Consider the following 21008-nt stretch of genomic DNA (forward strand, 5'->3'; position numbering starts at 1 on the left):
CGTCGCGCCAGACCCGATGCTAGCACCGCGACCTCCAACGAAAGACAAGGCGATGATCGCCAGGAGGTCACGAACTATGTCCAGGACGTCATCGAGAGTGCGCTGCGATCCGCAGGGCTTATGAGATAAGCGTGTTCTTGGCCGCCTGCCGAGCGGCCCCTTCAATTGCCATACGGCACTAATTCTGGTTCCGGCGGACCGTCAGCCACGCAGCGGCGGGAATTTGCCTTGGTTTCGCAGTATTAGGACACATGCGCGCTGAGTTTGTTCTGCGCGAGGAGGGGAAATGACAAAGCTTTCCGTAAACCACCGGACGACCTACCGCTACCGATGTCCCGTTCAACTGTCGCCTTATCGGCTATTGCTACGACCGCGCGAAGGGCCGGATCTCCTGCTGCAACATCACCAGATCACGGTCTCACCGGAAAGCAGAGTCGCGTGGACTACGGATGTGTTTGGAAACGCAATTGCGACCCTGACGTTCTCGGAGCCGACGCAGCAGCTGGAGATCATAAGCCATGCCAACGTCGACCTGAAATCGCAAGCCTGGCCGGTGTTCGACATCGCTGCGTCGGGCATAACCTACCCATTCCGCTACGACGATCAGGATTGGAAGGATCTTGGCTCTCTCAGGGATGTTCAGTATCCCGATGCTTCCGGCGAGTTGCAGCAGTGGGTCAGGGGCTTCGTCATGGGGAATTCGACCGACACGCTGTCGCTGTTGAAGGATCTCAGTGCCGGTGTTTCGAACGGCGTCTCCTACCAGGTGCGAGATATGGAAGGAACACAGCCTCCGCTGGAGACCCTTCGTCTAAGGTCCGGGAGCTGCCGGGATCTTGCGACACTCCTTGCCGAAACTGTCCGGGTTCTTGGGCTCGGGGCGCGGATCGTTTCTGGATATCTCTACGACCCGGCGCGCACGCTCATCGGTTCGTCGTCAGGCGGATCAACCCATGCATGGGTTGAGGTGTTCCTACCAGGAGCAGGATGGATCGCGTTCGATCCGACGAACCGGAGCATGGGAAGCGCAAACCTGATCCCCGTTGCTGCCGCACGCAACATTACCCAGCTCGTGCCCGTGTCGGGAACGTTTATCGGTGCTGCGGACGCGTTCGTGTCGCTGGATGTCGCCGTGGATATTGCCTTCATTGGTTGATGACGCAAGCACAGGCAGAAACGCCGGGATCCTTTGTGGATGGGATTTTAAACCGGCGGTCTTTGTAAAATCAGAAATTTTACCCATATTCTCCTTATCGGCCATTGCTTGTGATGTTGGTCCGTAGCTTAGCTCCCGTCGGATTTCCTCTCAAGTCATCGATCTCATCCCGCAAGGTATCGCGGGAACCAACGATTGCTCTGAAAGGAAACCGTCATGAATAATGGCACTGTAAAATGGTTCAACTCCACCAAGGGCTTTGGCTTTATCGAACCAGACAACGGTAGCACGGACGTTTTTGTCCACGGTCTGCCGTCGAGCTCGCCGGAATGCGTTTGCTCTCGGATGGCCAGAAGATCTCCTACGAGGTTGTTCAGGACCGCAAGTCCGGCGAAAGCTCGGCCGAAAATCTTCAGGCAGCTTGAGTTTTTCATTAGCCCCGCTGACCACGGATGTACTAGCAGCAGAGCCGAGTGGCTGTGAGAGGTCGGGTTAGTGCCCGGCCCTTTTTGTTTTCGGACCGGCCGTGTTTCCGGCTTCGATCCAACCTTCGATTTCTCGGATGCGCCCGAGCTACAGACCGAAAGAAGTTTATCATGACCGTGACGAAGCATGAGTTTTTCAAGCCAGAGAAGATTTCCGCCCGAGACAAGGCCGCGACCACTAGCGAAGTCGCGCGGCAGATCATTGAAACGGAAGCGGCGGAGCGTATCCGCAAAACCGCGCGCCTGCGCCAATTGCGCGAAGCAAAGCCGATTATGCCAGACCCGGTCCGCCAGACTGGGCGTCGAAAGACAGCATCCGCAGCCGCTTGATTTGGGGCTACCAGCGGGATCATCTCGGTTGGTCGGATGACGTATTTAGGGAAGGAGAGGGTATTCCTCCCACCAATAGAATTTTTCGCCGAGCTATATTAACGCGCTCCAGGAGCGGTTGCCGTGACGAGTTTCGTCATCGTCCTTTTCATGATCACGGAGGGCTGGCTGTGGTGAACCTAACCGAAATAAAGCAGTCTCTTCTGCGTAGGCTTCTTAAAAGAGCGGGCTATGCGACGCTGGATCTAATGCCCGAAGCGGGAGGGGACCATGGCGGAGACGGCACTCTAGGGGCTTCGATGGTGCCGATGACGGTTTCAGCAGCATCGGAATATTCCTCCCGGCAGCACCCAAGCCGCGACCATGGAGTCATCGATGACAAAGGACATCAGCGGCGCCCTTCGTCACGCCAGGACAGGATCTCGTCATGAGTGGAGGTGACCGCTTTTTGCCGCGCGGTACGGACTTCGGCAAGCAACAACTGCATATCGTTCTCCTTGACCACACGGGCCAGTCGGATGATCGGATTGTTGCCGCGGGCGATCACGATATCCTCGCCTCCTTCTGCCCGAACGAGCAGGTCGGAAAGATGCGTCTTGGCTTCGGAGATTTGCACGGTGGTGGTCATCGGCATGAGCCTCGCCGACGCCTGCGCGTCGCTGTGGCTCGACGGCGAGCTCATCCATCTCGGGGACCTGTCCTCCACGATGCCGGCGCCGACGTCCGCGCCCCGACCCATGAACTGACCATCGCCGCGACGTGCTGCGCAGCCGCCGCCGCGTCACCAGCCAGCCGCCGGCCTGGGCCCTCAGCCCCGACGGCCTCTCCGGCACACGGGGCGTGCAGCCTCTTTTGGTGATCACGATGATAACGGCGGTGCGGATGGCAAGATCGCTATGCCCAGGGGAGGGGAGGGAGAAATTGGCCACCCGGCGGAGGCCACCGCGTCCTGGCTATGGCACTCCCATCCAGGACACAGCTTGAATGATATATAAACGGATCAATTCAGTAATAATGATCCGTATTAGTTTCTTTCGTGTTGACCGAACTCAGAATGTCTGAGATAGCTTTCCCTGCTCCACGAAGAATGGTGGGATGGGTAGGATGGCACGATCAGAGTCAGAATCCTTGCTGGAAATCGGGCGATTGCTGAAGGCTACTCGCAAAGCTCGGCAATTGACCCAAGAACAGATTGCCGACATGGCAGGCATATCGCGTCCCCGCTATCGCGAGATAGAAGCCGGAAGCAGTTCCGCACGCACGACAACCCTGATCAACATTGGCCGCGCTCTTGGGCTTGAATTGATGCTCATACCGCAGGCTATGGTTCCGGCCGTCGGTGCGCTGCTGCGGCCGAATGACGATATTGACGATCTCCCGGCATTCATGGCGCATCCGGACGGGGATTAGAATGTCTGAGGCTTCCTCCGATCCGAGATCCATCTCGTCGCTCGACGTGCTGCTGAACGATAAGAAGATCGGCACGATCGTCAGAACGCCCGGCGATTTCAACGCTTTCAGCTTCGAGGACAGTTATCGCTCAACCGGCGGCTTTTCGGTGCTCAGCCTGTCCTTTCGCGCTGCCACCGGCGGCTTGCGTAGAGATCCGAAACCCGTTGCCCGTGCGCTGCCGGCGTTCTTTGCTAATCTGCTCCCGGAAGACAAGCTGCGCGAGGCGATGGAAAAACATCATGTGGGGAGTGTTCGCGCGGGAAACGATTTCGACCTGCTCGTCGCGCTCGGGTCGGATCTGCCTGGCGCCGTCCGCGTCATCCCGGGTGAGGGAGCGGTTGCTCGTCTCGACAATCTGACAGCCCATAAGCCGAAAGCACGGTTTTCGCTCGCTGGCGTTCAGATGAAGCTTTCGGTCATCAAGAATACGGGCAAGGGCGGTGGCCTGACCCTACCGCTTGGCGACGATCAGGGATCCTATATCGCCAAGTTTCCATCGACCTCAATTCCCGGCGTTTCGGAAAACCAATATGCCAACCTTGCATTGGCGGAAGCGATCGGCATGGAAGTGCCGGAGCGGGAGCTTGTCGAACAGTCCGAGTTCGAAGGAATCCCAAAGGAGTTCGAGACTCTGTCGGATGGAAAAGTCTTGCTCGTCAAACGCTTCGATCGCGGCGCAGACGGCGAGCGGATCCACATCGAGGATTTCGCGCAGGTGTTCGGCATCTACCCGTCGCGGAAATACGAAGGGGGTGCCTATCACGATATCGCCGCAGCGTTGAACGTTGCCGTCTCGCCGACCGCTGCTCTTGAGTTCGTCCGCCGACTGGCGCTGGCAGCTATCACCGGCAATGGCGACATGCACCTCAAGAACTGGTCCTTGATCTATCGCGGGGCAGGTGACAAACCGCATCTCGCGCCCGTTTATGACGTTCTCTCGACGGTCCCATACATCCCTGCGGATGCCATGGCTTTGTCGCTCGCGGGCGAGCGGCCCTTCAAGGCGCTGAACGTGCAGCGGTGGAAAGCCTTCGCCAATCGTGCACGGCTTCCGGAAGCGGCTGTGCTCAAAGCGGTGGTCGATACAGTCGAACGCGTGAATGATCTCTGGTGGTCGCTGCCGGGACGTAATGTCGTCCCGGCGAAGGTTCTCGAGCGTATCGATACCCATGTAAGGTTGATGATGCCTATCCTTGGCACGTGTGCGGAGTGACGCCCTACGGCCGAGCTGTAGCCGCACTGTCCTAGCTGGCTCGCCAGTTCTCCTGACGCATCTTCACCCGTTGCCAAAGGGCATCGTCGACGATTCTAAGCGACGGCGCCGAGCGAGAACCCCGCGAACGACATGCCAGCATTGTCAAACCCGAAGATGGGCACGATGGCAAACGCGACCCACGGCTGGATCGCTTGCTCCAGCTTGAACAGCGGCGACAGGCCGGGTTGCCGTATTGCCAGTGGGACGGTCAGGGCAGGACCACGCCCGCCAATGTCGTATGGATCCCCGAGAGGAAGACCAGCACCCACAGCCCCAGGCCTAGCGCGGAATACGGCGCCAGGCGCTCACGTCGAAGTGGGTTGAGGGCCACGAGTACCACTGTTATCAGCGCTGCTCCGCCGAGCGCCATCACGTTCAGGTCGGCCGTATAAAACAGGGCGATAATAACCACGGCGCCGAGGTCGTCGATAATCGCAGAGCTGCCAGAAAGATCTTGAGGTCGGCACGTGTGAACCGAGCAGCGAGAGGACGCCGAGCGCGAATGCGATGTCGGTGGCCGCCGGTATCGCCCAGCCGCGCAGCGTTTCCGGCTCGCCGGCGTTCACGGCATAGATGAGAGCCGGGGCGAGATGCCGCCCGCCGCGGCCAGGCCAGGCAGGATGCGGTTTGGCCAAGTGGCGAGTTGGCCATCGACGACTTCACGCTTGATCTCAAGCCCGACCAGCAAGAAGACACCGCCATCAACGCGTCGTTGATCCAGTGCAGCACGTTCACGCCAGCCACATAGGTGTTTAGCGCCTCCTGATAAGACTGGCCGAGCGGCGAGTTAGCAACGACGAGCGCCAGCGCGGCGGCCGCCATCAGGATCAACCCGCCGGCGCCTCATGGGTGACGAAACGACGGAGAAACCCTCCTGAATTCGGGGAGGTGGGTGGAGAGTGGTGCGGTGCGTCATGGCTTCGCCGTCCTTTGTCAGAGGTTACATTTTCTCCGTCGGTTAAGGGGAGACCCAAGGCGCACGCAGCACACGCCCGACGATGCAAGCTAGGGAATCAGGCGTCATTGACCACCTTTTAGAAACTCACGTGCCCGTTACTCAACCGGACGGCCCTGGGCTTGGTCGAGGCGGCGCATGATCGGCGTCACGGTGATGCCGTGGATTACGATCGAAATCAGGACAATCAGAAACACCGTTGCCCACAAAGTCTCTTCAGTGCCGAAGCTGGCGAGGCCGGTCGCGAAAGCCAAGTAATAGAAGGAGCCAAGCCCCCGGATACCGAAGAAACCGATTACACCCCGCTCCGCAACCGACATCCGGAGCCCACCTAAGCTCAGCCATCCGATTACTGGGCGCAGGACAAAAAGCACTATCAAGGCCGTGGAGATAATCGGGATGGTCATGGCGCGCAGCAGCGTACCCTCCCCTATGATCATCCCGAAGAAGACCATCAACACCATCATCAAGAGGCGCTCGATCTGCTCGGTGAAGCTGTGCAGGTTCTCATGGAAATCATGTTGCCGTTCGGTGGAGCGCAGTGTGACCGCCGAAACAAATACAGCGACAAAGCCGTAGCCGTGGGCAAGTTCTGTGGCGCCGTATGAGAGCAAGGTAATCCCTAGTGCGACAAGCCCGTCGCCGGTCCGGGCCAGGCGGGCGTTTTTCGGGAGTCTGAAGGTCAGGAACCCCAGGATGCGCCCGGCTATCCATCCGATTGCCACTCCCGCCGCCAAGCGCCAGACGACATCGACCGCCAGCCAATGCCAAAGCACGTTCGCGTCGAAAGTCTGCATCGGAACCAGCGCGATCGCCAGGTACACGAATGGAAAGCTGAGGCCGTCGTTCAACCCCGCTTCTGAGGTCAGGGCAAATCTGGCTTCATCCTTATCTCCAGAACCGGGTGGCCCGACTTGCACATCACTGGCAAGCACCGGATCGGTGGGCGCCAGCACGGCGCCGAGCAGCAGGGCTGACGCCAGCGGCAGTGCCAGCAGGAGCCAACCGGTGACAGCGATGGCAAGGATGGTGACCGGCATCGCGATTGCGAGAAGCCGCCAGGTGGCGCGCCACCGCTTCCAGCCTAAGGGCCGGTCGAGCTTGAGCCCTGCGCCCATGAGTGCGACGATGACGACGATCTCCGTCAGCCGTTCGGTCAGGTTAAGGTTGTCCAGGGGGTTGATGGCCACCTGCGACAGTGTCGACCAGGAGAGCAGAATACCGAGCATGATACAAAAGATGGGCAGTGATAGTGGAAGGGTCCTCAGGACCATCGGCAGCCACGCCGTCAGCAGGATCACGACTCCGAGCAGCGTGAGAACGATCACATAGTTATCCATTTAGAACTTTCCTGACGTGGCAGCCGCAACACAGGTTTGCGCCGGGGTCAGGTGCTGCTTTTCTCTCCCCATCGATCCTTAACTGGCGGAGGTCGTAAACGTTTCAGCGGTGTCATAGATATCTTCTATTATTTGGTTTGCACCGAACCACGCGGCTTTTGCTTGACTCAAACCTATCACCGCCTATCTCGCGTTAATGAATGTTGACGAGCCGCGGACGCGCCCACTCAAAATCCCTGCTGCTTCAGTCCGGCAGAGCCTTCAACGGCTGGAGAGCAGTCGGGATACATGGGCACTGCGCTGGCAGGCATTTTTCGCTTTCATCGATCTGCTGATCCTGGCGTTCTTTATTCTTGGGCCATACCTTCGTGCAGGGCCGTCCTATATCATCATCGACTATCTGATTGCCGCATGGATGACCGTCGAGCTGGTGGCGCGCGCCATCAGTGCGCCGTCTCTGAAAGACTGGGCGAAACGGCCGATGACGTGGATCGACATCGTCATCCTTGGAACTCTGCTTTTACCCAATCACTTATTTAATTTCGCCTTCCTGAGGGTCATGCGGATCTGGGCGATCGGCAAAAGCCCCTTACTCTACGAGGGGCTGAGGCGCGCAGGTTTTGGGCATTTTCAGGACGTGGTCCGCGCTGTTCTGAACTTTCTGGTATTCCTCTTTATGGTGACGGGGTTTGTCTACACCACCTTCTTCTACCGCCAAGAGGGCGGCGAAGGATTTGTCGATGCGCTGTATTTTACTGTGGCGACGATCACGACCACCGGTTTTGGCGACATCACGCTCCCCGGCCCCCTCGGCAAGCTTACGTCAGTAGTCACGATGATCGTCGGCATCTCGCTGTTTGTCCGGCTCGCGCAGGCAGTCGTGCGGCCCTACAAGGTATCATATTCTTGCCACCAATGTGGCCTGCAGCGCCACGATGCCGACGCTGTCCATTGTAAAGCCTGTGGCAACCTCCTCAACATCCCGGACGAAGGTATCTGATAGGTGGCCAAGTCACCGAAGAGGAAGGCTAGCGTGGCGCAGCGTTGGACTGGGCCTTTGAGCAAACGTAAGCGAAATACGTGGCGCAGGGAGGTCGGATGACCAGGGAGTGCTCGATAGTGCGTGTTTCAAACCAGACCCTGGGGACCGAGGGGATGTGCCGCCCTACGTGGCCCTCCCGCTTCGCCTTCAGGTGCGAGGAGACGAGGTATAACTTGCCGAGCCGCTGCAGTTCGAGGCCTTGGTGCGTGACCGAAACATCCCCTTTGCACCGTCACCCGGAGAGTTCTTCGCTCTTTTTGAGGCCAAAGGGCAAAAGCAGCTATTTCCGGAGCTGGCTTCTCCCGCAGGCTTCAAATTGCTGGGGAAGGTCACGCCACTGATGCGTCAGCTTTCGATGCTGAGTCTGAGGCGCTTAATTTTTTTCCCGAGCATCCTCGTCAACCATACAAAATCCTTCCTGGCCCGATATATGGCCGATGTTCTGGGGCTACCTCATGTCCTGGTGTCGCCATTACCCGGCTGTACTCCCTATCCGCTCCTGCCGTTACCGTCGCTTGGACCGCTGAACCGGTTCAGCCGCATGCTGGCGACGCATAGGCTCGGCTTCTGCTCGGAAGCACGATGCGACGATAGCCATCGCGTGCAGTCGGTTTAAATGGCAGAATGAACGTCTCCCCTCGCGCTGGAACGGGACCACTGTGTTCCGTACAGGAGCGGATCACGCCGCCATGGCTCACATGTCCCGCTCATCCATTCCGATCACGCGGATAACTTCACAGAGGTAGCTGCCGGAGGCATTCAATAAGGCGCCGCATCTCGGCACTGGCTAGGCGATAATATTTGGTCTGGCCTTCCCGGCGCGGCACCACGATCCCCGCAATGCGGAGCTGTCGGAGATAACTCGATGCGAGACTGGAGCTGATCCCGGCAATCGTAGCCAAGGTGCCGACATCCCGCTCCTGGTCCATCATCAGTAGGATCATTAAGTAACGCTTCGGGTTAGCCGCCGCCGCGAGCAGTTCCACCGCTTTCTCAGGATCGAGGCTCTTAGGACCGGGGCACGCGGGTCGGCGCTCAGAGGCCGGTTGGCTTTTTCTTCTGCGGGAATAAAGGGACAGCTGCTCGGCAAAGAGGGTTCCCATCAGCCTGCGAACCGAGTTCGCTCCTTTAGGGACCCTTTGCCACTCGACAGCTCCGGAAGGCCTGACATGGAATATGAAGGGTTCATCCGCCGTCGCGGGAATGGTGACCCGGTAGATCAGACCCTCGTGTCGTTTTTCATAGAAGTGCATAGAGTCCCCCCTTACCCTTCCTGGTCCAAGGCCCGGCCGGACGCATTGAGCAAAATCAACGAGACCCGTGACCCGAGATAACGAGATTTTTAGGTTTTTGGATTTTCAGCATTCGCCGTCTGGAAAATGTCGGGAGAGAGCTCAATGGAAATCGGGTACTGGCTTGCCGTTCTGGTCGAGGTAATTGCAGGCCTATGGCTGATCCACACCGCACTGCTATAGCCTGCCTACGTAATCCGCCTCGACCGGATCACCGGATCTCGAAAAAAATAATACGCGATCATCCGGGCTAAGTTGCTATTTTCTTTAGATCTTATTAAATCAGCGTCCCTGAAATGCGCGGCGTCAACTGAACGTTCTCCCACGTGATAGAGAGCCAGCGATGCCCCGTCTTTCCGACATCAAAATCCTTCCCAAGATTGCTATTTCTTCCGCCGCCGTCATCCTGATCAGCACCGCAGCCGGTGTTTCCAGCTATAACGGCCTGAGCCGCCAGGAAGCTGCCAGCGAGATGACCGAGCACACCTATTCTGTCATCACCTCCCTCAACAGCGTTGCCGCCTCCATGGTCGACCAGGAAACCGGTGTCCGCGGCTTTCTGCTCTCAGGCGATGAAGCCTTTCTGGAGCCCCAGAAGAAGGGAGCTTCGCGGTTCCGCGAAAGCCTGGACCGCGTTCGCAGCCTGACCGTCGATAACTCAGCGCAGCAGCGGCGCCTAGACGAAGTGGAAAGCCTTGCCCGGCAGTGGAGCCAAAAGGTCGTCGAAACCGAACTCCCCCTGATGCGCAATCCGGCGACCCGGGAGCAAGCGCGCAGCATCGAGAACTCTGGCGTGGGGAAAGCCGCTATGGACGGCATCCGCGCCAAGGTGGCTGAAATGGTCGCCGATGAGCGGGCGCTTCTCAAGGATCGACGTGCAGCGGCTGACGAAGCCGCAGATACAGCCAGCCTGATGACTGTCGGAGGCGGAATTCTGGTACTGCTCGTCGCCCTGATCGCCCTGGCGATCGTGCATACCGGCGTGGTTCGTCCCGTTCGCTCAATCCGGGACGCCATGCTGCGTCTGTCAGAAGGCGATCGCGCCAGTGACATTCCCCACCTGCGCCGCCGCGACGAAATCGGCGAGATGGCAGGGGCCGTCGCGACCTTTCGCGAGGCCGCGATCCGCAACCATGAGCTTGAGCAGGAGGCCGTCGCTTCCCGCGAACGTGCCGAACGCGAACGGATCCGCCTGACCGAAGCCGCCGAAGCGGCAGCCCAGGCACGTCTCAACGAGGCGACTGCCGGTCTTGCGGCCGGGCTCAGGAAGATCGCAGCCGGCGACCTGTCATTCCAACTCGATGAGCCGTTTGCCCCTGACTTCGAAGCCTTGCGTCATGATCTCAATGGCGCAGTGAAGCAGCTTTCCGAAGCACTGGGAGCGGTCGCGTCGACCACCGCGTCGATCGACAGCGGCAGCCAGGAAATCAGCCGCGCGGCGGGTGACCTCTCCCGGCGCACTGAAAGCCAGGCAGCTTCGCTGGAAGAAACCGCCGCTGCGCTAGATCAGATTACCGCCAACGTCGCGAACTCCTCGCAGCGCGTCAACGAGGCCCGTGGTGTGGCCGCTGAAGCCAACAAAAGCGCCAAGTCGTCCGGCGAAGTTGTCGCCAACGCGGTTCAGGCGATGGAAAGGATCGAGGAGTCTTCCAGCCAGATCGCCAGTATTATCAGCGTGATCGACGAGATTGCCTTCCAGACCAACCTGCTCGCCCTTAATGCAGGTGTCGAAGCTGCGCGCGCAGGAGAGGCCGGTAAGGGATTCGCCGTGGTCGCTCAGGAGGTCCGCGAACTGGCGCAGCGCTCGGCCAAGGCCGCCAAGGAGATCCGTGAACTGATCCGTCAGTCCTCCGAAGAGGTGGGCAGCGGTGTTGAACTGGTGCGCGAGACGGGTACTGCGCTCCAGACGATCGGGCAGTTCATCGCCACCATGAACCAGCACATGGAGGCGATCGCCACCTCGTCGCGGGAGCAGGCGGTGGCTTTGGGTGAGGTCAATACCGCCGTGAACCAGATGGACCAGGTGACACAGCAGAACGCCGCCATGGTTGAGGAAACGAGCGCTGCGGGAGCTACCCTTGCCAGCGACGCAGTCCGGCTGCGTGAACTGGTCGGCCGGTTCGCCCTGCCCGGCAACAACGACAGCCTTCGACAGGTCGCTCGCCGTATGGCAGCGGCACAACAACCAAGGAGGCTGCCGTCCCACCAGGGTAATCTGGCTGTGAAAGAAGAGTGGTCGGAATTTTGAACCTGCACGGGCGGGAAACTTTCCCGCCCGATTTTTCGAGCTGCTCGACGAGGCATAAAGATTCACCATAAACGACGCGTTGCAAGGGGCCTCAATAGTGGCATCAGAGTGGCATTTTTCTGTTTTCTTTTGGGCGAACGCTGCTATCTCTATTACGGGGCTGCGGAGGAATGGACCGTCATGTCAGACATTCCAACGCCTGATGAACCATTGTGGTCACGGCTTTTGCCGAACCGGCCACCCAGTTTGCCGTACAGCCTGGCTTTGGGTCTGGGATGTCTTGCCGTGGGCTACGGCATACGCCTTCTCCTGTCGAACTGGGTCACCGGCGCGCCATTCCTGACCTTTTTTCCACTCATCGTCATTGCGAGCGTATGGGGCGGCGCGGCTGCAGGCGCGGTAGTGCTCATAGGGGCTGCGGGATTGGCTCTTGCGGGGATGACCGCGACTAACAATCTGCCGGGTTTAATCGTAGCGGTGTCAATGTTCTTGTTATCAGGAGCATTGATGACAGGCGTTATCCACGCCCTTCAGCGTGCCCTGGTGCGCCTTAGGGCATCCGAGGAGCAGGCCGAGGTAATGGCGCGGGAAATGCGCCATCGGGTGGCCAACGTGCTTCAGCTGGTGCAGTCAATCGCGCAGCTTAGCCTACGGACGTCAACAGATCCGTCGACTGTTTTACCGCTGTTTGAGAGCCGGCTGATGGCGCTCTCGAAGTCGCACCGTATTTCTTCGGGAGGCGCCGGTCGGGCGCCGACCGATCTTCGCGCGCTTCTGACAGACCTGCTTGCCGCTTATGGCTGCGACCGCGTCGATCTCTACGGCCCGCCTCTTGAACTGGACGAAAACCTTGGCCCGCGTATTGGCCTGATCATCCATGAACTGGCGACCAATGCCGCCAAGCATGGTGCGCTGTCTGTCCCGGAAGGCCGCGTGGCGATAGCGTGGGAAGCTTCGCAAGGAGTGACCGAACTGACGTGGCGCGAAACAGGCGGACCGCTTGTGCTGGCGCCGACGCGCCAGGGTTTCGGCAGCAAGCTCATTCCGGCTGCTCTGCCTCCGGATCTGGGGCGTGCGGAGATCATCTACGCGCCGGAAGGGGTCAGCGCCTATCTCCGGTTCAGGTCGTCTGGACCAGGCGGTTGAACCACAACCAGCTTTCATTTTAAGTTAACCGGTTGATCCATTTACGATCCCGCCCGCGGAACGGGACACCTACCGCCTGGTTTGGATGCCGCTGATCGGAGGTTCTCTCACTGGAAATATGGTTTTGGGCCGCAATCCTGGTACAGCTTGCCGCGGGCGCTTTCCTTATTCGGGCTGCGTTCCCAGAATTGCCGGAGTCTGAGACATCGCACCCAGAACAGTCGCCACTGTTTCGACAATCCGTGCGGCTCCCGGATCCAACAGGTCATACAGAGCCCGTTGCGCATCGCGCTTCGTCCTGACCACTCCGCAGTTCCTCAGGATCTTGAGGTGCTGAGAGGTCGTTGCCTGGCCGAGCCCAACAGTGGCTGCTATTGTGCCGACATCGTGACCCTGCTGCATGAGCAGGGTGACGATCCGAAACCGTGCCGGGTTGCTCAGGGCCTGAAGCAGGCGTGCCGCTCTGGTGATGTCGAACCCGGGTTCAGTGCGGGCCGAACCGATTTCATCGGCCGAGCCGCGGACTTTGGAAATGTCTTTCATCGATAGGTGTGGAGTTCGCTGAGAAACAGCGTTTCCATCTGCTTATGCAGAGCTTTGCACGACGTGGGATCGTCCACCAGCTGCTCCGCCCTCGCGCCAGGCGCGCGATCTGGAAACGGATGATCGTGCGACCCTGAAGGGGCGTACGCACCATCAGCCGATAGCTCATGCCGTCGTGATCTTTCTCATAGCTCTGAACTTGCATGGGCGCTCCTCCAGATATCGTAGCATACGCAACCTGCGTTTCTGGCGTTTGAGCCAAGTCAAACAAAGGCGTCGCCAATGCCACTGGTACGATAGCGTACCTTGGGACCGGGACGTCGATCGCAGCTCAAGCAGGATCAGCCTGACAGGTCTCAGTATTTCGCCTGAAAAGGCTTTCCAAACCCGGATAAGCCACTTCGTCTCCCGGCGCAGCCTTCATCTTGAGGCGCAATATCTGTCCGGACGCCCAGGCGCGCGCGCCCTCTTCGATCCCGAAGTCCTCTTCATAAAGCTCGCCACGTTCGACGATCCGGACGATCCAACGGCCATTGCGCACGATTATCTCGACGCTGTTGCGGTTCATGCTTGCTCCCTCTGAGTAAGACTCACAGCTTAAGACGCAAAACAAATCATGGTGTTGGATCTTAACAGCTTCGGCTTTGCGAAGCGGTTGCAAACTTTAGTATATGAGAGATTGGTAACATTAAGCGTCGCGAGAACGATAACTGTCAACGGACACGGCTGCAGTCGCTAAACCCAGGGGCGTTGCCCCTCGCGCGGGCAAGGGGCGGTTCTCGAGGCTCCGCGCTGCACTTGTGCGCCCGCCGCCTGAGACCGTTGCCCTTGCTACCCCCAGACCTCGCCGGTCAGGCAGGGTTGAAGGGAAACCCTGCACCTGCCGTCTTAGATACGCGCGGGTGCCTTCACCAGAACAGCCGCACCCACTACGCCCGACAGGATCGATCCCATCAGGACGCCCAGCTTCACCTCATCCTGAAGCAAGGGCGAAGTGGGGAACGCCAGCAGGCCGATGAACAGGCTCATTGTAAATCCAATCCCGCAGAGCAGCGACACACCATAGACGTGACGCCAGGACGCCGCGTGCGGCAAGGATGCCCAACCCGCTTTGACCGCCAGCAGCACCATGCCGAACACGCCAACCTGCTTGCCGAGGAACAGACCCGCCGCGATGCCGACGGGTACGGGATCAAGAAGCGCCCGCAAGGAAAACCCCGCAAACGACACCCCGGCATTGGCAAAACCGAACACCGGGACGATGGCAAACGCGACCCACGGCTGGATGGCATGTTCCAGCCTGAACAATGGTGACAGACCAGGTTCACGGATAGCGAGGGGGATGGTCAATGCCAGAAGAACACCAGCGAGCGTGGCATGGATACCAGATAGCAGCACCAGCACCCAAAGGACCGCCCCGAGGAAAAGATACGGCGCAAGGCCCCTGACCCCCGAGACGTTGAGCACGATTAGTCCCGCTAACACCGCCGCCGCGCCGCCCAGCGCCACGAGATTGAGATCGGCCGTGTAGAACGCGGCGATAATGAGCACCGCGCCAAGGTCATCGATGATTGCCAGAGCTGCGAGGAAGATCTTCAGAGATGCCGGAACACGCGATCCGAGCAGCGACAGGACGCCAAGGGCAAAGGCGATATCGGTCGCGGCGGGGATGGCCCAGCCTTGCATGGTGTCGGGATGACCGGAATTAACGGTTGCATAGATCACCGCCGGGGCCAGCATACCACCTGCCGCGGCAAGACCGGGAAGGATCCGGCGCTCCCAGGTCGCGAGTTGCCCTTCGATAATTTCACGTTTGATCTCAAGACCGACCAGGAGGAAGAAGACCGCCATGAGCGCGTCGTTGATCCAGTGCAGTACGCTCAGCCCGCCGATATAAGCATGCAGGACATGCTGATACGGCTCTGCGAGCGGCGAATTTGCGACTACCAGAGCTAATGCGGCCGCCGCCATGAGAATAAGCCCTCCGGATGCCTCATGCGTTGCAAAACGCCGCAGAAACCCTTGGGAGCGGTGGGAGGATGTGGTCATGGCTTCGCCATCCTTGCTAAGAGGTTACAATTCCTCCGTCGGTTTAGGAAAGCCCAAGGCGCACGCAGCACACGCCTGATAGCACCAACTTAGCGCATCCGGCCTGCGTTGACCACCTTAACCCGGTCGTGGATCGGGCTCTTGAACGCATAACGACAATGCCTAAATTAGGGATGTCTTCTCAACAAGAGCATCAAACGTGCGGCGCCTTTCCTCGACGGCGACGGCGTGAGGCGGGTTGAGCCACTTGTTCAAAGTGGTTCCCCGCCGGGGCAATCCAGTGCCAGTATGCCGGCCAAAGCTTCGCCGAGGGTTACGGTGGCAAGGATACCACCTAATTGGTCGGCGATATGAATGGCCTTGATCGTGAAGGCTCTGCCGTTGCGGATATGGTCGGCAAGGATCTCCCGGAAGCCGAGTAGAGCTTCCGACGTTGCGCGCTCCAGGTCGATCAGTTCGAGATCGTCAGCTGCGACATGCTGCTCGTCGTCTTCGATAATGAGTTGGTAGATCAAGTGGCCTCGCTTTGCAGGGCCCGCAATGAGCCAGCATGACCTTGCCACAGGCCCCAGTCCATCGCTTTGCGCTGGGTCAAAAAGAAGGCGGAGGTTCAGCTTCGTGCGGTAGCGTACTGGTACGGTACCCAATCAGCATATGCTGATCTAAGAAGCCGGTCCGCGCGTACAGTCTCCAAGTCGCTCCGCGGCTGGACGGAGGGTTCTGGTTTCCCCCTGATTGCCGGAATCCTTCGTCCGTTTTCCCTCTGGAACTTTTTATGACGGTGTCTACTTTTACGCCCCGAAAACTATGGGTAGTGACATGAGCGGGATTGTCTATCGCAACCTTCTTCTAGCGCATCTCGGTGAAGAGGATCGCCGACTTTTAGAACCCTTCGAGCCCATTGATGTTGACCTGCGCTTCAGCATCGAAAAGGCAGGCAAGCCCATCACGCATGTCTATTTTCCGGAAAGTGCGGTGGCCTCTGTTGTCTTGCAGGCGGGCTCGTCTGGCCTTGCCGTGGAAATGGGCGTCACCGGACTTGAGGGCATGACAGGCCTGCCGCTCCTTTACGGTGACGACCGCTCTGCCTTGGAAACCTTCATCCAGATCCCCGGGCGCATGTCGCGTATAACGACCAAGCAGTTTGTCACCGCGATCGAGAGCAGCGCCAAGCTCAAGGCCTTTTTCCTGCGCTACGCGCGTACCGTCCATGACCAGATCGCCAGCACCGCTGCGGCCAATGCCGCAGGCGACATCGAGCAGCGGCTGGGGCGCTGGCTACTGATGTGCCAGGACCGTGTGGGAAACGACCATATCCGCCTCTCACATGATTTTCTGGCGATCATGCTCGGCATTCGCCGGCCCAGTGTCACAGACGCTATCCACCGGCTTGAGGGGCGGTACCTGATCCGGTCCCTGCGCATGGATCTCCAGATCCTCGATCGCGCCGGCCTGCAGGCCATCTGTCGCGGCCTTTACGGCTACGCAGAACGGGAATACGAACGGATCATGGGTTTTCCCCTCCCGACCAGTCAACCGCAGCTGTCCGAGATCAGATGACGAAATGCGGGAACCCCGTAAGGGGAACCCCGATCTGATGTCGATCCTTGGTCGAGACTAACTGTAGGCTGGGGCTATGTGCCTCATAAAGGATTGCAATGCGCGAAATTACCAAGCAGCTTCTGTTGCTGACCGAAGACGACGCGATCCTGATGCTGGACGCCGAGGAAACCCTGGTCGGGGCCGGGTTCGGCGTAATAACAGCCGTGAATGGCACCGCTGCCCTGGCAATTATCAATGAGGACGCCGGGCGGTTTTGCGCCATCATCACCGACATCCGGCTCGGCCAAGGCCCAAGCGGCTGGGACGTGGGGCATCGGGTGCGCGAACTGGTTCCGACCATGCCGGTAATCTACATGACGGCTGACAGCGCCGCCGAGTGGTCGGCGCACGGCGTGCCAAACAGCGTCCTGATCCCCAAGCCGTTCGTGCCGGCCCAGCTGATCACGGCGGTGTCAACGTTGCTCAATCAGGTCGCGACGTCGCTTCCGCCGGCGGGTTAGACGGGGGCGACGAATAAGTTGCCGGAAGGAGCTTTATCAGCGTCTCAATGATCGTTTTGTTGTCGGTCGGTTTGATCAGCCAAGGACGGTCGGTGAAGACAGGGCTGACAAGCTCGTCTTCACCGGGAATTCCGGAGTACACCACGAATGGGACCTGCAGATCGGCAAGCATTTCCGCAACCGGCCGGCTGGTCTCGGATCCACAGCGGAAATCAAGAATGGCGGCATCCGGTGTCACTGTCGTGAGGCGGTGAAGACAATCGTCGATGCGGAGGCGGACAATACCCGGAACCCGGCATCTTCCAGCGCTTCTTCAAGTTCGAGCGCAATCAGGAACTCGTCCTCTAAAAGAAGGACTGTCGGGGCTTCCACTATGATGACTCCTATGACTGGCGTTCTTTCAGCAATAGAGGCAGTCCGTTCGCAACGGAACCGGCTTTGAGCTGGAGATTAAAAACAATCGCGTGAAAGAAGCGGGAACGGATCAGCGGGATAAGATCAAACCCTGCTGCGCGCGCGATACAGGGACTTTGGTCCGATTGTCCTCTGAGGGATCTAGGTCAAATCCCCCTCATGGAGCGGCACACCTTGATAATGGCTATCCTTATCGCCGGACTGGTGCTTGCGGGCGGTTTCGGCCTGCTGGAGCTGTCAAGGCTCCTGCTCGCCTGACGCAAGCGAAATTGACGCCGGGACGCAAGATCTCGCTGGCCGGGCGGAATACCTGGGGGACTGGTATCTTCGCCCGGCCATTGAGGCAGCTGATCAGAACTCTTCCCAGCTGTCGGTTGCGGCTGCCGTTGCAGTCTTACCCGCGAATGCCTGCGAAATCTTGTTGAGCATGCCCCGCGCGGGAGACGGAGCCGGCTGCGGTTCGGCCTTGGGAGCCCAGCCCGCCCTGACCGGCGGCACAGCGTTGCGGCGTCCGGTGTCGTCGAGCACGAAACGGCCAACCAACTCGCGCAAACGGCCAGCTTCGTGTGCAAGCGTCGCGCCGGCTGCATTGGTTTCTTCGACCATAGCCGCGTTCTGCTGGGTCACCTGGTCCATCTGGTTGACCGCCGTGTTCACTTCGGTAAGCCCGGTCGACTGCTCGCGCGCCGAGGTGGCGATCGCTTCCATGTGATGGTTGATCGACGTCACGTAAGACTGAATGGTCTTCAGGGACTCGCCGGTCTCGCTGACAAGCTCGACGCCGCTGCGCACCTCGACCGATGAGTTCTGGATAAGTTCCTTGATTTCCTTCGCAGCCTTGGCAGAACGCTGGGCCAGTTCGCGAACTTCCTGGGCCACGACCGCAAACCCCTTGCCAGCCTCGCCGGCACGTGCAGCCTCAACACCTGCATTGAGGGCCAGCAGGTTCGTCTGAAACGCAATGTCGTCGATGACGCCGATGATGCTAGAGATTTGTCCCGAAGATTGCTCGATTTTTTCCATTGCGTCGACCGCTTTAGCTACGACTGCCCCGGAATGGCTGGCGCTCTGATTGGCCTGTTGGGCGACATTACGCGCTTCTTGCACCCTCTGCGAGGCGTTACCCACATTTGCGGTAATCTCGTCAAGCGCAGCGGCGGTTTCCTCCAGCGAGGCCGCCTGTTGCTCGGTCCGCTTGGACAGATCGTCGGCGCTCCTACTGATTTCACGTGCGCCGCTGTCGATCGCAGAGGTGGCTCCAGCGACCTCCGCGAGCGTCTCGCACAGACGCTGGCAGGCGGCATTGAAGTCTTCCCGAAGGCCTTCAAAATCAGGCGTAAAAGGCGTGTTAATCGTGAAGCTCAGGTTACCGGCGGAAAGATGCTTTAGTCCGTCCGCCAGACCTTGCGTTGCCTGGGCCATGGCATCAGCACGCTTCTTCTCCTCAGCTGCAAGAACGCGCTGCTGCTCCTCGCTGGCGCTCCGCTGCGCTGTCGCTTCCTGTTCAAGGCGAATATTGTTGACGGCGCTGGTCCTGAACACTTCGACAGCCGCTGCCATTTCGCCGATCTCATCTGTGCGGCCCGCATAGGGAATGCGGCTTTCGGTGTCGCCGCCGGCCAGCCGGTTCATGGCGGCGGTGATGACTTGGACGGGGCTGGCTATTCCGCTCACGGCAAACCAGATGGCGCCGGCAAGGACCAGGCCGGTGAAGCCGACAAGAAGAGAAGCGATGATTAATGCTTCGGTGTAGGCAGCTTTGCTCGCTTCGTAGGAACCGGCGGCACCTTTCTGGTTGATGGATACCAGCTTGCCGAGATTTTCGTCGATCGCAAGGATAGGCGGGCGCATGTCGCCAAAGATCAGCTTCTCAGCGGCTGCATTATCGTGCGCATTGGAAAGTTGCTTAAGGTTCTCGGAGAGCTGTTCATAGACGTAAAAGTCAGCGCGAATTTTCTTGGTAACCTCTCGCTCAGCCGCAAAGTTTGCGATCTTATCATAGTCAGCGAGCGCGTTGAAAAGTCGAACTTTTCCGTCGGCAATATCGCGTTCCATCTGCGTTTTCCGCTCAGCCGAGCTTGAGATGAGGTGGCCGCGCCAAGCGACACGCATGTCAGTAAACGCGTTGTCGGCTTCTTTTGCGAGGCCGAGGCTTGGCATCCAGTTTCCAGCGATATCGCTTGTACTGGAATTGATGGTATCCATCCGACTAATCGCAAAAACGGCAAAACTTCCAAAAAGCAGGCCTATTACAGCAAACATGGTGATGAGGGCGGTTTTGATGCGGGGTCTGGTCATCGGAAACTCACAAGGGAAAGAGTTACATGGTAAGTTTCCATGCTTCACAGTCGCTAAACGAGGAACGGTGAGAAATCATTCACAAGGATACAGAAGTCCTTGCGGAAAGCCGCGAAGATGATCCGATGCAAGCATGGACGTGTCTTCCAGCCTGCGCTACGCGGGCGGCCGGTGGTGGTGGTGGTGTCAAACAATGATGGCTGTGTGATCGCCCGATAAAACGAAGCCAAGGCTTTGGGCATTGACATGGGGTGCCATGGCACCTCAATCGAGGACGGTTCGAACGGAAGGGCGGAATAGTCCGATTGAGCAACTACACGCTTTACGGCGACATGTCCGGACGGGTAGTCAAGATGTTGGCCGACTTCGCCCCCGAGCTGCAGATCTACTCGATCAACGACGCCTTGATCGGCTCGCCGGTATGGAGGAGCGGGCCGAGGCGATATCCCCCTGGAGCGGGTGACTATGTTGCAGTGAGCCGGGATTCAAGTCTAAGTTGATACTGCGCCGAGCAAAACGCTGGCCAAGTCGCCATCAATTTGATGATCATTCATCCCAATATGAGCCTCGACGCGATTGACCTGAAGATCCTACGTGTGCTTCAGGCGGACGCCCGCGCCCCGAATATCGGCCTGGCGGAAAAAGTCGGGCTGTCTCCCTCGCCGTGCTCGTGCCGGGTCACGTTGTTCGAACAGGCGGGCATGCTGGAAAGCTGTCAGGCGATTATTTCTCGTGCCGCTGTGGGCTGTCCCTCACCGTTTTTGCAGGTTCCGCGTGGAGCGGGCGTCGGACTGCCATGCAGACCCCATCGTCGATGCGGTCCTGGCTGTGGCCCGAAAAGTGTGTGAGAGATCGCAAGCAACAGGTCGTAGGTTCACATCCTTTCAAGGCGAGGCTAGAAGACTTGCTGAAGCTCAACCTGAAGTGCTTGTTTTCTAAT

Annotated in this window: 20 protein-coding genes and 3 pseudogenes; 13 read left to right on the top strand and 10 right to left on the bottom strand. The window is 59.0% G+C overall.

What is annotated here, in order from left to right; translation table 11 throughout:
* Window positions 1-286 precede the first annotated feature (286 nt).
* The 3 genes and pseudogenes from KX729_RS25385 (at window position 287) to KX729_RS25395 (ending at window position 1971) form a co-directional block, all read left to right on the top strand.
* On the top strand, window positions 287-1156 hold the full coding sequence (locus tag KX729_RS25385; protein ID WP_219745291.1) for a transglutaminase family protein: 870 nt from the start codon (window positions 287-289) through the stop codon (window positions 1154-1156).
* A 216-nt stretch (window positions 1157-1372) separates the two neighbouring features.
* Window positions 1373-1581 (top strand): annotated as a pseudogene (locus KX729_RS25390) (cold-shock protein).
* Between the two features lie 171 nt (window positions 1582-1752).
* Window positions 1753-1971 (top strand): hypothetical protein, encoded by a 219-nt coding sequence (locus tag KX729_RS25395; protein ID WP_219745292.1) that lies wholly within the window; start codon window positions 1753-1755, stop codon window positions 1969-1971.
* 388 nt (window positions 1972-2359) lie between these two features.
* On the opposite strand, the gene KX729_RS25400 is transcribed toward KX729_RS25395, so the two are convergent.
* A complete protein-coding gene (locus tag KX729_RS25400) occupies window positions 2360-2605 on the bottom strand; it encodes a type II toxin-antitoxin system Phd/YefM family antitoxin (protein WP_312991949.1) in 246 nt (81 codons plus the stop codon).
* On the opposite strand from KX729_RS25400, the pseudogene KX729_RS34595 reads away from it, so the two are divergent.
* The 3 genes and pseudogenes from KX729_RS34595 to KX729_RS25410 form a co-directional block, all read left to right on the top strand.
* A pseudogene (locus tag KX729_RS34595) lies at window positions 2490-2811 on the top strand (RHE_PE00001 family protein); the annotation flags it as partial. The gene KX729_RS25400 and the pseudogene KX729_RS34595 sit on opposite strands and share 116 nt — an antisense overlap.
* Window positions 2812-3075: 264 nt before the next feature.
* Window positions 3076-3381: a helix-turn-helix domain-containing protein gene (locus KX729_RS25405; protein ID WP_219745293.1), complete on the top strand. Its 306-nt coding sequence runs from the start codon at window positions 3076-3078 to the stop codon at window positions 3379-3381.
* A 1-nt stretch (window position 3382) separates the two neighbouring features.
* A complete protein-coding gene (locus KX729_RS25410; protein ID WP_219745294.1) occupies window positions 3383-4636 on the top strand; it encodes a type II toxin-antitoxin system HipA family toxin in 1254 nt (417 codons plus the stop codon).
* 107 nt (window positions 4637-4743) lie between these two features.
* Here KX729_RS25410 and nhaA (KX729_RS25415) read toward each other — a convergent pair.
* Both nhaA (KX729_RS25415) and KX729_RS25420 read right to left on the bottom strand, forming a co-directional pair.
* Window positions 4744-5518: pseudogene (gene nhaA / locus KX729_RS25415) on the bottom strand (Na+/H+ antiporter NhaA); the annotation flags it as partial.
* A gap of 213 nt (window positions 5519-5731) precedes the next feature.
* Entirely contained in the window at window positions 5732-6973 is a 1242-nt protein-coding gene (locus KX729_RS25420; RefSeq protein WP_219745295.1) for a cation:proton antiporter, read from the bottom strand.
* A 196-nt stretch (window positions 6974-7169) separates the two neighbouring features.
* Here KX729_RS25420 and KX729_RS25425 point away from each other — a divergent pair, with 196 nt between their 5' ends.
* Window positions 7170-7973: a potassium channel family protein gene (locus tag KX729_RS25425; protein WP_219745296.1), complete on the top strand. Its 804-nt coding sequence runs from the start codon at window positions 7170-7172 to the stop codon at window positions 7971-7973.
* 244 nt (window positions 7974-8217) lie between these two features.
* Complete coding sequence (locus KX729_RS25430; RefSeq protein WP_219745297.1) at window positions 8218-8631, top strand: hypothetical protein; 414 nt, start codon at window positions 8218-8220, stop codon at window positions 8629-8631.
* 118 nt (window positions 8632-8749) lie between these two features.
* On the opposite strand, the gene KX729_RS25435 is transcribed toward KX729_RS25430, so the two are convergent.
* Window positions 8750-9268: an ArsR/SmtB family transcription factor gene (locus KX729_RS25435; protein ID WP_246617850.1), complete on the bottom strand. Its 519-nt coding sequence runs from the start codon at window positions 9266-9268 to the stop codon at window positions 8750-8752.
* Window positions 9269-9650: 382 nt separating this feature from the next.
* On the opposite strand from KX729_RS25435, the gene KX729_RS25440 reads away from it, so the two are divergent.
* Window positions 9651-11555: a methyl-accepting chemotaxis protein gene (locus KX729_RS25440; protein ID WP_246617851.1), complete on the top strand. Its 1905-nt coding sequence runs from the start codon at window positions 9651-9653 to the stop codon at window positions 11553-11555.
* 180 nt (window positions 11556-11735) lie between these two features.
* The gene (locus KX729_RS25445) at window positions 11736-12701 is read left to right on the top strand and encodes a sensor histidine kinase (RefSeq protein WP_219745298.1); all 966 of its coding nucleotides are present in this window, start codon (window positions 11736-11738) and stop codon (window positions 12699-12701) included.
* Window positions 12702-12866: 165 nt separating this feature from the next.
* On the opposite strand, the gene KX729_RS25450 is transcribed toward KX729_RS25445, so the two are convergent.
* The 4 genes from KX729_RS25450 to KX729_RS25465 all read right to left on the bottom strand — a co-directional run bounded on the left by KX729_RS25450 (window position 12867) and on the right by KX729_RS25465 (window position 15808).
* Complete coding sequence (locus tag KX729_RS25450) at window positions 12867-13244, bottom strand: ArsR/SmtB family transcription factor (RefSeq protein WP_219745299.1); 378 nt, start codon at window positions 13242-13244, stop codon at window positions 12867-12869.
* Between the two features lie 331 nt (window positions 13245-13575).
* A complete protein-coding gene (locus KX729_RS25455; protein WP_219745300.1) occupies window positions 13576-13812 on the bottom strand; it encodes a hypothetical protein in 237 nt (78 codons plus the stop codon).
* Window positions 13813-14132: 320 nt separating this feature from the next.
* Window positions 14133-15293 (bottom strand): Na+/H+ antiporter NhaA, encoded by a 1161-nt coding sequence (gene nhaA, locus KX729_RS25460; RefSeq protein WP_219745301.1) that lies wholly within the window; start codon window positions 15291-15293, stop codon window positions 14133-14135.
* A 251-nt stretch (window positions 15294-15544) separates the two neighbouring features.
* Window positions 15545-15808 carry a DUF6894 family protein gene (locus tag KX729_RS25465; protein WP_219745302.1) on the bottom strand — a complete coding sequence of 88 codons (264 nt, stop codon included), beginning with the start codon at window positions 15806-15808 and terminating at the stop codon, window positions 15545-15547.
* A 304-nt stretch (window positions 15809-16112) separates the two neighbouring features.
* Between KX729_RS25465 and KX729_RS25470 the strand changes: the two genes are divergently transcribed.
* Window positions 16113-16853: a Crp/Fnr family transcriptional regulator gene (locus tag KX729_RS25470; protein WP_219745303.1), complete on the top strand. Its 741-nt coding sequence runs from the start codon at window positions 16113-16115 to the stop codon at window positions 16851-16853.
* A 98-nt stretch (window positions 16854-16951) separates the two neighbouring features.
* The gene (locus KX729_RS25475; protein WP_219745304.1) at window positions 16952-17356 is read left to right on the top strand and encodes a response regulator; all 405 of its coding nucleotides are present in this window, start codon (window positions 16952-16954) and stop codon (window positions 17354-17356) included.
* 234 nt (window positions 17357-17590) lie between these two features.
* Here KX729_RS25475 and KX729_RS25480 read toward each other — a convergent pair whose 3' ends face one another.
* Complete coding sequence (locus KX729_RS25480; RefSeq protein WP_219745305.1) at window positions 17591-17728, bottom strand: hypothetical protein; 138 nt, start codon at window positions 17726-17728, stop codon at window positions 17591-17593.
* A gap of 393 nt (window positions 17729-18121) precedes the next feature.
* Entirely contained in the window at window positions 18122-20068 is a 1947-nt protein-coding gene (locus tag KX729_RS25485; RefSeq protein WP_219745306.1) for a methyl-accepting chemotaxis protein, read from the bottom strand.
* Window positions 20069-20628: 560 nt separating this feature from the next.
* On the opposite strand from KX729_RS25485, the gene KX729_RS34280 reads away from it, so the two are divergent.
* A complete protein-coding gene (locus KX729_RS34280; protein WP_281423267.1) occupies window positions 20629-20916 on the top strand; it encodes an Lrp/AsnC family transcriptional regulator in 288 nt (95 codons plus the stop codon).
* Window positions 20917-21008 lie beyond the last annotated feature (92 nt).

The organism is Neorhizobium populisoli, from assembly GCF_019430945.1.
Lineage (GTDB): Bacteria > Pseudomonadota > Alphaproteobacteria > Rhizobiales > Rhizobiaceae > Neorhizobium > Neorhizobium populisoli.

Coding starts and splice junctions, on each gene's coding strand:
- KX729_RS25385 (WP_219745291.1), top strand. CDS start 287: ATGACAAAGCTTTCCGTAAACCACCGGACGACCTACCGCTACCGATGT.
- KX729_RS25395 (WP_219745292.1), top strand. CDS start 1,753: ATGACCGTGACGAAGCATGAGTTTTTCAAGCCAGAGAAGATTTCCGCC.
- KX729_RS25400 (WP_312991949.1), bottom strand. CDS start 2,605: ATGCCGATGACCACCACCGTGCAAATCTCCGAAGCCAAGACGCATCTT.
- KX729_RS25405 (WP_219745293.1), top strand. CDS start 3,076: ATGGCACGATCAGAGTCAGAATCCTTGCTGGAAATCGGGCGATTGCTG.
- KX729_RS25410 (WP_219745294.1), top strand. CDS start 3,383: ATGTCTGAGGCTTCCTCCGATCCGAGATCCATCTCGTCGCTCGACGTG.
- KX729_RS25420 (WP_219745295.1), bottom strand. CDS start 6,973: ATGGATAACTATGTGATCGTTCTCACGCTGCTCGGAGTCGTGATCCTG.
- KX729_RS25425 (WP_219745296.1), top strand. CDS start 7,170: ATGAATGTTGACGAGCCGCGGACGCGCCCACTCAAAATCCCTGCTGCT.
- KX729_RS25435 (WP_246617850.1), bottom strand. CDS start 9,268: ATGCACTTCTATGAAAAACGACACGAGGGTCTGATCTACCGGGTCACC.
- KX729_RS25440 (WP_246617851.1), top strand. CDS start 9,651: ATGCCCCGTCTTTCCGACATCAAAATCCTTCCCAAGATTGCTATTTCT.
- KX729_RS25445 (WP_219745298.1), top strand. CDS start 11,736: ATGTCAGACATTCCAACGCCTGATGAACCATTGTGGTCACGGCTTTTG.
- KX729_RS25450 (WP_219745299.1), bottom strand. CDS start 13,244: ATGAAAGACATTTCCAAAGTCCGCGGCTCGGCCGATGAAATCGGTTCG.
- KX729_RS25455 (WP_219745300.1), bottom strand. CDS start 13,812: ATGAACCGCAACAGCGTCGAGATAATCGTGCGCAATGGCCGTTGGATC.
- nhaA (WP_219745301.1), bottom strand. CDS start 15,293: ATGACCACATCCTCCCACCGCTCCCAAGGGTTTCTGCGGCGTTTTGCA.
- KX729_RS25470 (WP_219745303.1), top strand. CDS start 16,113: ATGAGCGGGATTGTCTATCGCAACCTTCTTCTAGCGCATCTCGGTGAA.
- KX729_RS25475 (WP_219745304.1), top strand. CDS start 16,952: ATGCGCGAAATTACCAAGCAGCTTCTGTTGCTGACCGAAGACGACGCG.
- KX729_RS25485 (WP_219745306.1), bottom strand. CDS start 20,068: ATGACCAGACCCCGCATCAAAACCGCCCTCATCACCATGTTTGCTGTA.
- KX729_RS34280 (WP_281423267.1), top strand. CDS start 20,629: ATGAGCCTCGACGCGATTGACCTGAAGATCCTACGTGTGCTTCAGGCG.